Annotated in this window: 10 protein-coding genes and 1 pseudogene; 7 read left to right on the top strand and 4 right to left on the bottom strand. The window is 57.8% G+C overall.

Features of this window, described 5'->3' with window-relative positions; genetic code table 11:
* Window positions 1-61: 61 nt before the first annotated feature.
* Window positions 62-950: pseudogene (locus tag ACZ9IU_RS23825) on the bottom strand (LysR substrate-binding domain-containing protein).
* A gap of 110 nt (window positions 951-1060) precedes the next feature.
* On the opposite strand from ACZ9IU_RS23825, the gene ACZ9IU_RS23820 reads away from it, so the two are divergent.
* Together ACZ9IU_RS23820 and ACZ9IU_RS23815 are read left to right on the top strand one after the other, a co-directional pair.
* Window positions 1061-2314: an aromatic ring-hydroxylating oxygenase subunit alpha gene (locus ACZ9IU_RS23820; protein WP_040125601.1), complete on the top strand. Its 1254-nt coding sequence runs from the start codon at window positions 1061-1063 to the stop codon at window positions 2312-2314.
* Window positions 2304-3389 (top strand): FAD-binding oxidoreductase, encoded by a 1086-nt coding sequence (locus ACZ9IU_RS23815; RefSeq protein WP_040125602.1) that lies wholly within the window; start codon window positions 2304-2306, stop codon window positions 3387-3389. Before ACZ9IU_RS23820 ends, ACZ9IU_RS23815 begins: the two co-directional genes overlap by 11 nt.
* Before the next feature lie 50 nt (window positions 3390-3439).
* On the opposite strand, the gene ACZ9IU_RS23810 is transcribed toward ACZ9IU_RS23815, so the two are convergent.
* The gene (locus ACZ9IU_RS23810) at window positions 3440-4045 is read right to left on the bottom strand and encodes a dimethylsulfoniopropionate lyase (RefSeq protein ID WP_157885345.1); all 606 of its coding nucleotides are present in this window, start codon (window positions 4043-4045) and stop codon (window positions 3440-3442) included.
* Between the two features lie 2 nt (window positions 4046-4047).
* The gene (locus tag ACZ9IU_RS23805; protein WP_040125604.1) at window positions 4048-6084 is read right to left on the bottom strand and encodes an NADH:flavin oxidoreductase; all 2037 of its coding nucleotides are present in this window, start codon (window positions 6082-6084) and stop codon (window positions 4048-4050) included.
* A gap of 145 nt (window positions 6085-6229) precedes the next feature.
* On the opposite strand from ACZ9IU_RS23805, the gene ACZ9IU_RS23800 reads away from it, so the two are divergent.
* The 5 genes from ACZ9IU_RS23800 (at window position 6230) to ACZ9IU_RS23780 (ending at window position 10797) form a co-directional block, all read left to right on the top strand.
* On the top strand, window positions 6230-6859 hold the full coding sequence (locus ACZ9IU_RS23800; RefSeq protein ID WP_040125605.1) for a TetR/AcrR family transcriptional regulator: 630 nt from the start codon (window positions 6230-6232) through the stop codon (window positions 6857-6859).
* A gap of 37 nt (window positions 6860-6896) precedes the next feature.
* Window positions 6897-7676, top strand: a complete 780-nt coding sequence (locus ACZ9IU_RS23795; protein ID WP_080719389.1) for a pyrroline-5-carboxylate reductase family protein — start codon at window positions 6897-6899, stop codon at window positions 7674-7676.
* 60 nt (window positions 7677-7736) lie between these two features.
* Complete coding sequence (locus ACZ9IU_RS23790; protein ID WP_040125607.1) at window positions 7737-8738, top strand: ABC transporter substrate-binding protein; 1002 nt, start codon at window positions 7737-7739, stop codon at window positions 8736-8738.
* 99 nt (window positions 8739-8837) lie between these two features.
* Window positions 8838-9725, top strand: a complete 888-nt coding sequence (locus tag ACZ9IU_RS23785) for an ABC transporter permease (RefSeq protein ID WP_040125608.1) — start codon at window positions 8838-8840, stop codon at window positions 9723-9725.
* Complete coding sequence (locus ACZ9IU_RS23780) at window positions 9718-10797, top strand: quaternary amine ABC transporter ATP-binding protein (protein ID WP_040125609.1); 1080 nt, start codon at window positions 9718-9720, stop codon at window positions 10795-10797. Before ACZ9IU_RS23785 ends, ACZ9IU_RS23780 begins: the two co-directional genes overlap by 8 nt.
* Before the next feature lie 41 nt (window positions 10798-10838).
* On the opposite strand, the gene ACZ9IU_RS23775 is transcribed toward ACZ9IU_RS23780, so the two are convergent.
* Window positions 10839-11726, bottom strand: coding sequence for a helix-turn-helix domain-containing protein (locus ACZ9IU_RS23775; RefSeq protein ID WP_173426784.1), 888 nt, complete (start codon window positions 11724-11726; stop codon window positions 10839-10841).
* Window positions 11727-11862 lie beyond the last annotated feature (136 nt).

Here is an 11862-nt window from a genome sequence, read left to right as displayed (position 1 = left end):
AAATCACCCTTGGCGGGTCTCAGACGACATGGAGAACTGGTCCGGGTGCCAATACTTCTGGTTATGCGTGCAATGCTGCCGTGAGCCAGGCAACGGCTCTGTCACTGGCAGCCGTTCGTCGTGCCCTGAGTGGCAGCAGGATATTATATCGCCCGTCAGCCTTGTAAGTCAGATCATGCAGCGTGACCAACGTTCCGGCATCAAGAAAAGCCTGAACGAGCGCGCCCCAGCCGAGTGCTACCCCCTGGCCATTACACGCAGCGAATATCGTTTCGGTATAATGGCTGAATCTCAGGGATGGCTTGAAATCGAAGGATGCTCCGATCTGGTCGAGCCATTGAGCCCACGAAAAACCACAACGGGTCGGAACTGTGAGTTTCGATATACTCGTCTGTCGAGGATAGCGGGCCTGGTTGTCTGCGTTTGAGATAATCGGGCGAACATACGGGCGTTATGAAATCGTCTTTTGAAGCAATGACCGTCCCATCGTTAAACGGCGGTATTCCATAGCGAATGGCAATGTTTATCTCACCGCTATCGAGATCGATCTTTTCATCCTGGGATACGACACGCACCTGGATCCCGGGGTTTTGGGAACGGAAGTCGGCCAGACGCGGAAGCAGCCAGAAAGACGAAAACGCGATCGTCGCGCCGATTGTGACGACATCCTGACCGGACGTTTTGATCGCATCGACCGTCTCCGCAATATCGGAAAGGCTCCGCGCCAGCGACGCTCCCAGAATGCGACACGCAGGCGTAGGTTCGATTGCGCGATGTTTACGCACAAACATTGGCTGCCCCAATTCTTCCTCAAGCAAAGCAATCTGCCGGCTTACGGCCGCCTGAGTGACGCCAAGTTCGGTCGCGGCCGCGGTAAAGCTCTTTCTGCGCAAAACTGCTTCAAGCGTGAGCAGCGCGGTCAAGGATGGCAGCCGTTTACGAAACTGCATGCTCCCGCCCTCAATCCATTACTTTTCATTATGCCAACGTAACAATTTATGCCGTTGAACGAATTGCATGGCAAGGTCACTCTTGCCCGAAAGCTGGCAAAGAGGTCTTCATGCTGAACAAACTTGCGTCTTCGATCTCGTCACTTTTGGACGCGCGTGCTGACGGCCATGTTCTGCCAGCGGGCCTGTATACCCGGTCAGACGTGTTCGAAGCGGATATCGACGTCTTCTTTCGTCGGCACTGGATCTGCGTCGGACTTGAATGCGACGTGCCCGAGCCCGGCGACGCTGCGGTTATCGACATCGGCAAAACCAGCCTGATCCTGCTGCGCGACGATGACGGCGAAATCCGCGTCGTGCACAACGTCTGTCGCCACAGGGGCTCGCGCCTCCTCAATCCCGGCAAGACGATCGTCTCGAAGCTGGTCTGTCCCTATCACACCTGGACATACGAACTCAGCGGGGAGCTGAGTTATGCACCCCATATGGGCAAGAGCTTCAACAAAGAGTGTCACAGCCTGAAGCCTGTGACCTTCAAGTCGATCAGCGGCCTCATCTATGTTTGCCTTGCCGACAATCCACCAAAGGACATTACTCGGCTCGAGTTGGCGATGACCGAGCGCCTGGCGCCCTACGATATTGGCAATTCCAAAGTCGCATTCGAAACCGATGTGATCGAGCACGGCAACTGGAAGCTGACGATGGAGAACAATCGTGAGTGTTACCATTGCTCGGCAAACCACCCGGAGCTTTGCGTCTCTTTCGTCGATCTGGATTTCGGTTTCGATCCCGAGACACTCAGCCCAGAAGACAGGGCGCAGGCCGAAGAGCATCTTGCTCTCTATGAAGAGCGCATCCTTCAATGGACAGCAGACGGCTACCCATCCGCCGCCATCGAACAACTCGTCGATTGTGAGACCAATTTCAGGACGCAGCGCCTTATCATTTCCGGTGCGGGCGAATCCCAGACCCCGGACGCCACGGCGGCATCATCCAAACTTTTAGGAACGATGACCCGCAAGGACCTCGGCGATATGCATCTCTGGGGCCATAACAGCTGGAACCACTTCATGGGTGACCATGCCATCGTGGCGATAGTCATTCCAATTTCGCCCGACAAGACGCTGGTGCGCACGAAGTGGCTCGTTCACAAGGACGCCGTCGAGGGCGTGCACTACGACCTTGAGAAGTTGACGAATGTCTGGGTGGCGACCACGGATCAGGACGCGGAACTCGTCGCGCGCTCCCATGCCGGCGTCGAAGACCCTGCCTATGTGCCCGGTCCCTATTCGCCATTCTCGGAGACGAACCTCGACAAATTCGCCACCTGGTACATCGATCGGATGCGGGCGCATGGATATTAAGAGCGCTTTCGCATCTGTCGATCGGATAGAGAAAACTGAATTCTGGAACCGGGATTTGGACGAGGGTCTGGTTTGCATCGACGTCCACCAGGAAACGCACGATGTAAAAACATTCACATTCGCTTCTTCGCTTGGAAAAAGGTTCGCCTTCAAAGCCGGCCAGTATTTCCTGTTCGATCTCGAAATTGACGCAGAGCCCGAAAGTCGCTGTTACAGCATATCCTCCTCGCCGCAGCGCACCAACGCGTTTTCAGTCACCGTGAAACGCGTGCCAGGGGGTAAGATTTCCAACTGGTTTCATGACAACGTCACAGCTGGCTCAATGATGAAGGGCAATGGACCGCTCGGGCATTTCATCCGGCCCAATGCCAAGAAACTGCTGCTTCTGTCTGGCGGGTCGGGGATCACGCCAGTCATGTCGATCGTCCGCGAACTGGCGGATACCTTTGAACCCATCGACGTCGTATTCATGCATGCTGCGCGAAGCCCCAAAGACTTGATCTTTCGGGAAGAGCTCGCCTGCCTGGCGAATAGAGGAAAGCAGCTCCGCCTGCATTTCCTACCTGAGATCACCGCCGGCGAAGCCCATTGGCCTGGCCTTACCGGGCGCATCTCGGCAGACTACATGAAGCTGGCCGTACCTGACATTGCAGAGCGTGTCGTCATGTGCTGCGGCCCGGCGCCATTCATGGCTGCTGCCCGCGGGATTGCCGCAGGGCTCGGCGTTCCGTCGTCCCGTTATATCGAGGAGAGCTTCGACGCTGCGGTCATCGACGACATCGACCTTCCGGTTGTCCGGGAAGCAGCCACGAGAATGTTCACGGTGGAGTTTGCCAAGCAAGTCCGTAAAATCGATGTTTCAGGCGAGCAAACCATCTTGTCCTGCGCGAAAAAAGCTGGCGTGAAACTCCCCTCTTCATGTTCCAACGGGGTGTGTGGCACCTGCAAATCAAAACTGGTGTCCGGATCCGTCGACATGAACCACAATGGCGGGATCCGCCAGCGGGAGATCGATGCCGGGTTATTCCTGCCCTGCTGTTCGAAGCCGCTCAGTGACCTCGTGGTCGATCGGTAAGGCCTTAAACACTAGCAGGGATGACCGAAGAAACTATCGATCACCTTGCTTCAATGTTTCCGCTGGTCGGGCAAAAGTGCCCAGAATGCGAAGAGGGGCTTCTCGCCCGAGCGCATCGCATGCCGGATTCCAGGTGGATTGTAGAAAGAGCCACCCATGCCCGGCGTGAACCAACCGGAATCGCCCTGCATGAATTCGCCATCCGACAGGACGAGATAGATTTCCTCCGGTGCATGATCGTGATCCGGATACCGCACGTTCGGCGCCATCAAGGTCGCGCCAAGCCACACGTCCGGACGGTCCTCGAGACCGCCCGGCCCGACAATCATGGTATTGGCGTGGCCCATCGGAAAATTTGCGCTGGCTGAATTGTCATAGGTCGAGCGACAGTTCCATTCGAGCTGCGCCTCCAACGCTGCGAAGCGCCGGAGCAAGATGTTCAACGAGGGTTGCTCCGCCTTTGCCGCCAAGACACTCTGCAAATACAGGCCGCAAACCGGAAGCCGCTTTGCGATATTCACCCGCTCCGGCAGCGATGTTTGCAGGTGCGCAAATATCTGCGTCTGTGACTGCCGGGCCCGTGAATCCTCGACAAACCGGTCGAACGCGACGATCGCGGCATTCAGAAAATCCTGCAAGGCCTGGCTGCGGGCCATGTTCATATATCCTTGGCAAGCCGCAATGCGTCATAGATCGCTGCATGCGTGTTGCGAGCAGCGACAGCGTCGCCAATCCGAAAGAGCTGATAGGTGCCCGCGGGATTGCGCTCGGCCGTCTGCGGTGCGCCGGAAATCAGCTGGTCGTAAGAAACTTCACCGAGATTCTTCGAGCCGGGCTTCATCTCGAAATAAAGGTCGTCCAATGGGATCGTACCGTGATTGATGACGATCTGGTCGACGGTCCGTTGCTTTTCAACGCCGCCATAGTCGCTGCCGACATGGGCAATGATCTGGTTGCCGCTCTTTTCCGCTGATTGCAGCCTGTAGGTGACGGTAAAGGTGACGTCGAGTTTCTGCAGCGAGCGCATGTAGGGAACAAGGTTCATCGCCATGACCTCCGGCGCGAAGGAGCGGTCGGGCGTCATGATCTCGACCTTGGCCTCTGTCTTGGCGATGAATTCCGCGGCCTGCAAGCCGGCATGGTCGCCGGCATCGTCGAAGATCAGCACATTGGTGCCCGGCTTAACGTCGCCCGAAATGATATCCCAGGAGGAGACGACAAGCTCATTTCCCTTCGACAGAACCTCGGTATGCGGTAGTCCACCTGTTGCGATGATGACCACGTCGGGCTCTTCCGCTACGATCATGTCAGCATCCGCCCAGTTGTTGAAATGAAACGTGACACCAAGCTTCTCGCATTGGCTCATCCGCCAGTCGATGATGCTGATCATCTCACGGCGGCGTTCGCTCTGCGCGGTGAGGCGGATCTGCCCGCCGGGATTGTTGGCCGCCTCGAAGACCACGACCGCATGACCCCGCTCGGCGGCCACGCGCGCCGCTTCGAGGCCAGCCGGCCCGGCTCCGACAATGACCACCTTCCTGCGGGTGTCGGCTTTTGCAATGGTATGCGGCATGGTCTGCTCGCGACCAGTTGCCGCATTGTGGATGCAAAAGGCCATCCCGCCCTGATAAATGCGGTCGAGACAGTAATTCGCGCCGACGCAAGGGCGAATATCCTCCTCGCGCTTTTCGATAATCTTGCGAACGATGTGCGGATCCGTCATGTGGGCGCGCGTCATCCCGACCATGTCCACTTTGCCCGCGGCAATGGCGTGCCGTGCCGTCGCCACATCCGGGATTTTTGCCGCATGAAAGGTCGGAAATTGGGTTGCGGCGCGGATCTCACCGGCAAAATCGAGATGTGGCGAGTTCGCCATGCCCTGGATCGGAATGACGTCCGTCAGGCCGGCATCCGTATCGATGTGACCTCGGATCACATTCAGATAGTCGATCAGACCGCTGTCGCGCAGCCGTCGCGAAATCTCGATGCCGTCAGCTTTTCCAGTACCTCCGGGGAGACATTCGTCGGCCGTGTAGCGAACGCCGAGGATGAAGTCGTCTCCGACGCGCTCGCGCATCGCCTTGAAGACGTCGAAACAGAAACGCATGCGATTTTCGAGCGAGCCCCCATATGGCCCGTCCAGTTCATTGGTGAGCGGCGAATTGAACTGATCGATCAGGTGACCGTAAGCCTCCAACTCGACACCGTCCATGCCGCCCGCCTTCATGCGCTCGGCTGCGTCTGCGAAATCTCTGATAATACGCTCGATGTCCCAATCCTCCATCTTCTTCGGGAAGGAGCGGTGCGACGCTTCACGATGATGGGACGGCGCGACCACCGGCAGCCAATCGCCCTTGTCCCAACGGGTGCGCCGGCCGAGATGGGTCAGCTGGATCATGATAGCCGCGCCCTCTTCGTGCACGGCATCGGTCATTTCCCGGATCCACGGAACGATCTCGTCCTTGTAAGCGAGCAGGTTATTGAAGACCGGTGGACTGTCTTTCGACACCGCTGCCGACCCCGCCGTCATTGTCAGGGCCACGCCGCCTCTCGCCCGCTCCACGGTGTAGGCACGGTAACGTTCCTTCGGCATGCCATCCTCAGGATAGGCGGGCTCATGCGATGTAACGATGATACGGTTGCGTAGGGTCAGATGCTTCAGTGTGTAGGGCTGAAGGAGGGGATCGTTCGACATGCGACGGGCTCCGGTTTTGGCCTTTGCGCATAAGGCTAAACAGGAATGTACAGTTGTGTCAATATTGAAAACATCGCCGTACCTACAGTTGACATTGATGTACATTTCACTTGAAGTGCGGTTATGAATTTGTTAAGAAGTGCCTATGGAACAGGCGGTAAATGACGGCGGCTGGCGTGGTTCTCAGGAGGGTTGGCTTGAAGCCGCCTACGAAGCGCTGCTCGAATCCGGCGTAGATTCGGTGAAGATCCTGCCGCTTGCCAAGAAGCTGGGTCTATCGCGGACAAGCTTCTATTGGTTCTTCAAGGATCGGGAGGAACTGCTGAGCACGCTGATACTGCGCTGGAGGGACAAGAACACAGGCAACCTGGTGAAGCAGTCCGAGGCATATGCGGAATCTCTTGCGGAAGCGATGCTGAATGTCTTCGATTGCTGGCTCAACAAAGATCTCTTCGACTCCCAGTTCGAGTTTGCAATTCGCAGTTGGGCACTGCAATCTCCGGAAATTCAGGTTGAAGTTCAGCAGGCTGATCTGGCCCGAATAGACGCTTTGAGCCGTATGTTCGTGCGGTTCGGCTTTGACGAAGAGCCTGCGGACGTTCGCGCGAGAACAACGTATTTGGTCCAGATCGGCTACATCTCCATGCAGTCCACCGAGGATATCGGACTGCGTATGAAGCGCATTCCCGAATACATCGCAATCTACACCGGTCAGATTCCGCAACAGCGGGAACTCGATCGCTTCTACGCGCGGCACGGCTATAAACAAGGGTGAGAGCAAGGTGGAAGCTGGCAGGGGCTGGAGAATTGGCGTGATCGGCGGCAACGGCTGGCTGGGCAGCGCCCTTGCCGGCGCGGTGCTGGACGCCGGCTTCGTCAAGCCTCGGGACCTGTCGCTCTCTTATCGCAACAAGCGGCCGGATCGTTTCGAAGAGGCTTTCTGGACATTGGACAATCAGGCCCTCGCCGACCGCTCGGATGTCATCATTCTCTGCGTCCGCCCCGCTGACTGGCGTGACCTTAACGTCGATGCGAAGGGCAAGCTGCTGATTTCCGTCATGGCAGGCGTTCCGTTGGACTCGCTGAGCGACCATCATCAGACCGCCTGTGTCGTTCGTTCGTTGCCGAATGCAGCGGTCGAGGTCCGCCGGTCCTACACGCCGTGGATCGCGACCCCGGAGGTCAGTGAAGAAGAACGCACATTTGTCCGAGCCCTGTTCGAGACCTGCGGTGTTCAGGATGAAGTGCACAGCGAAACCGATATGGATTATTTCACCGGCCTGTCCGGATCCGGCCCCGCCCTTCCGGCGCTTCTTGCCGACGCAATGATGCGGGATGCCCTCTCCCGGGGCATCCCCGTCGCGATGGCCAGGCGTGCCGTTAACGCGATTATCATTGGCGCGGGGCGTCTCATGGAAATGCGTGAGACCTGTCCCACCGAAATCGTGCAGACCTTCCTCGATTACCGCGGCACCACGGCCGTCGCGATCGAGACAATGCGCGCTGCGGGTTTCGAGAGAGCGATTGCTTGCGGACTGACGGCAGCGTTCGAGAAATCGATGAGTTTGGGAGACGCTCCCAAGCACTTGTGAATCGGGTATCCGCGGCGTCCCGCATTCTACGTCAAGCCGCTAAAAAAAGGGAACAGTGCTATGAATAAGCTTTTGGCTTCGGGTTGCGTGCTAGTCGGAGTGTTCGCCGGCGCATCGGCGGCAAGTGCCGCCGGGTGCGGCCGCGTCACGATCGCGAGCATGAACTGGCAAAGCGCGGAGGTCATCTCCAATCTGGATAAGTTCATCTTAAACGAAGGTTACGGCTGCCAGGCGGAGATCACGGTTGGAGATACCGTGCCGACCATCACCTCCATGGCGGAAAAGGGCCAGCCTGATATCGCTCCTGAGGCCTGGATCGACCTGCTTCCCGACGTGGTTGCGAAGGGCACGCAGGAGGGCCGGATCGTGAAGGTTGGATCTCCATTGCCGGACGGCGGCAATCAGGGCTGGTGGATCCCGAAATATGTCTCGGACGCGCATCCGGACATCAAGACCATTCCGGATTTGCTGAAGCATCCCGAACTCTTCCCGGGTGAGGAAGACCCAAGCAAAGGCGCAATCCTCAACGGTCCTCAGGGGTGGGGTGGCACCGTCGTGACAACCCAGCTGTTCAAGGCGTTCGGCGGGGAAAAGGCCAAGTTCACGCTGATAGACACCGGATCGGCAGCCGGTTTGGACGGCGCTATCGCAAAGGCATATGAGCGGAAGAAGAGTTTTGCCACTTACTACTGGGCGCCGACGGCGCTGCTCGGCAAATACCCGATGGTGAAACTTGAGGCCGGCGTGAAAAACGACCCGGCTGAATGGAAGCGTTGCAACACGGTTGCCGATTGCCCGGATCCGAAGCCGAATTCTTGGCCGATCGACACGATCGTCACCCTGGTCGCCAAGCCCTTTTCGGAGAAAGCAGGACCCGAGGTGATGACCTATCTCGAAAAGCGGTCCTGGAGCAACCAGACCATCGGCAAGCTCATGGCATGGATGACGGACAATCAGGCCAGCGGTGCGGATGGCGCCAAGCATTTTCTGAAGGAAAATAAGGACATCTGGACCAAGTGGGTTTCAACGGACGCCGCCAAGAAGATCGAGGCAGCGCTCTAACAGGACCTTGGGGCGATGCGCCAAACGCATCGCCCCTTCCGCTTGCCGTCAAAAGAAGAAAAAGACCTCACACGGCTCTTTCCAGAGAAAGGGAACCGAATGGAATGGTTTTATAAATTTCCACATATGGATGACGACGCACTTCGCAACTTGAAGAAAGCGATCGACGAGGGATTTCGCGCTTTCACCCGCGCCTATGGCGATACGATCGAAAGCATGTTTTCGCCTCTGCAGAGCTTTCTGCTGGCGGCCGATCGCTTCATGACACAGACCCCGTGGCCGATCATCACGGCGATCATCCTCACTATTGCATGGTTTGCGAGCCGAAGTGTCAAAATCGTACTGAGCTGTCTGATCACGCTCCTGCTGATCGGTTATTTCGACATGTGGACCGACACGATGCGTACTGTCGCGATGATCTTTGTCTGCACCGTCCTGTCGATTGCCGTCGGCCTGCCGATCGGCATACTCATGGCGCGTTCGAACGGCGTCCAGCGGGTCGTCAACCCGATCCTCGACGTGATGCAGACCATGCCGAGCTTCGTCTATCTCATTCCGGTCGTCATGCTGCTGGGTATCGGCCGCGTCCCCGGGCTCATCGCCGTGGTGATCTATGCCATACCGCCAATGATCCGGCTGACAGATCTCGGTATCCGCCTCGTCGACAAGGATGTTCTGGAGGCTGCCGACGCCTTCGGCACCTCGGAGACCCAGAAGCTTTTCAAGGTGCAGCTGCCGCTTGCCCTGCCAACCATCATGGCGGGGATCAACCAGACGATCATGATGGCGCTGGCGATGGTGGTGGTCGCCTCGATGATCGGCGTTCAGGGGCTTGGCCAGCCGGTGCTGAAGGCAATCGCCAACCAGTATTTTACCCTCGGCGTGTTCAACGGCCTCGCAATCGTTGGGATCGCCATAATCTTCGATCGGGTCAGCCAGGCCTATGGCAAGCGGCTCCAGAAGCATCGGGAGATCGTTCATGGCTGAGCAAGGTTTGGGCGGCATCGCAATCCGCAATCTCTACAAAATCTTCGGCGCCAACCCCGCCGCCTATGTCGATGCTGTCCGCAACGGTCTAACGAAGACAGAGCTTAACGATGCACATGGCCATGTGCTGGGGCTGTGCGATATCAATTTGGACATCAAGTCAGGCTGTATTCAGGTCATTATGGGCCTGTCGGGTTCCGGCAAGTCCACGCTCATCCGCCATATCAACCGCCTCATCGATCCGACCGCGGGTGAGGTGCTGGTCGACGGGGTGGATGTCGTAAAGATGAACAAGGACGAACTGCGAAACTTTCGGCGTCATCAGACGGCAATGGTCTTTCAGAAATTCGCCTTGCTGCCGCACCGGAGCGTGGTCGACAACACCGTTTTCGGCCTTGAGGTTCAGGGCATCGGCCGCTCCAAAGCGATCGACGTCGCAATGAGATGGCTGGAGCGCGTCGGGCTGAAGGGGTTCGAGCATAAGTACCCCAATCAACTGTCTGGGGGAATGCAGCAGCGCGTCGGACTTGCCCGCGCCTTGTCGAACGATGCGCCTGTCCTCCTGATGGACGAAGCCTATTCTGCACTCGACCCGCTCATCCGCATGGACATGCAGTCCGTTCTTCTCGATATTCAGAACGAGATCAAGAAAACGATCGTGTTCATCACACATGATCTCGATGAGGCTCTCCGGCTGGGAGACCAGATCGCCATCCTGCGCGACGGCGAGGTCATACAGCAAGGTACAAGCCAGGACATCGTCCTGAGGCCAGCGGATCAATATGTGGCCAATTTCGTCAAAGAAGTGAACCGCGGACGGGTCGTGCAGGTCGAAGCGGTCATGGCTCCCTTACGTTCCCGGACTGGGGGTGAGCAGCCCACCATTCCAGCAAATGTCACGATCGAGGAAGCGATACGCGCGCTCGTCTCTGCACCTGACGGCGACGTGACCGTTGTCGATCCGTCAGGTAAGCCGGTTGGAACCGTGAGTTTCCGGCAGCTGGCAGGGGCTATGGTCAATTCCCGCGATGTCGAACACCGGTCTTTCGACACGTCGGCGATAGTCGCTTAGCGGAAGAGGCTGGTGTCAGTTGACTTTACGGTGCCTGAAGATCAGCAGATCTGTCGCATCCGGCGCCAGGCAGCCGGCGTATCGCCGGCAATCTGCCTGAACGCCTTGGTCAGATGTGCCTGGTCGGTGAAACCCAGCTGGGCCGCGACCTCCGCGACGGCCAGATCGCTGTCGACCAGCAGTTTTTTGGCCAGATCGATGCGCCTGGCGAGTTGCCACTGCAGTGGCGTCTTGCCCGTCGTCTGCTTGAAGACGTTGGAGAACCAGCTTTCGGAAAGACCGACGGTCGCCGCCATTTCGGCAACGGTCAAGCGGCAGTCGTTCGAGCCGTCGAAACGCGATACCAGCTTGTTCATCTGCGCTTGAGTAAGCCTGCCATTGGCCTTTTCGGCTTCATGGTCGGGTATGTCGAGAAGGCCGGCGACGATGCTGCCCACCAGGCTTTCGGCATAGACGGCGTGCTTTGCCGGGCTCGATATCTCGTCGACCAGCAGGCCCGCCAGCGTCTCTATGGCGCCGACATCCTGAAGCTCCACCGGCCGGCGCACCGCGGCCAAGGCGGCGGAGGCCCCAACCGAGGGCGACAGGAACCGCAGCAACCGATCCCGGTGCATGTGCAGGTTGAGGTGGGAAAATCGGTGCTTGGTTTCGCTGCTGGTCCACATGGGAACGCCGGCCGGGACATAAACGGCGCGGGTCATCGGGCGGTAGCCCTGCGAGCCGTCTCGGTTCGACACGCGAATTCGAGACGACACGTCGTTGAAGAAAATCATGATGCGCGGGTCATCCGCCAAATAGTAGCCTGTGGCACCCGACTGGCTTTCGGCTTCCCAGAAGACACTCACCAATCCGTCGAAACGACGCCACTTGACCGGAGCGACAACCCTTATCCCCTCCGTATGCCAAGCCATGGAATGCCAATAACTCAACACCGGAATCCTTCGCCATCTGCCATTGCAAATATCATATCCACTATCAGGCGCCGCAACGGACTGCTCAGGCGCGCCTCATAACATGATAATTCTAGTCATCTATATAAAACCTCCGGGCGGATAGTAAAGGTCC

The organism is Mesorhizobium sp. USDA 4132, assembly GCF_056279545.1.
The sequence above is the reverse complement of the archived record's forward strand: the minus strand, read 5'-3'. Positions and strand labels throughout refer to the sequence as shown.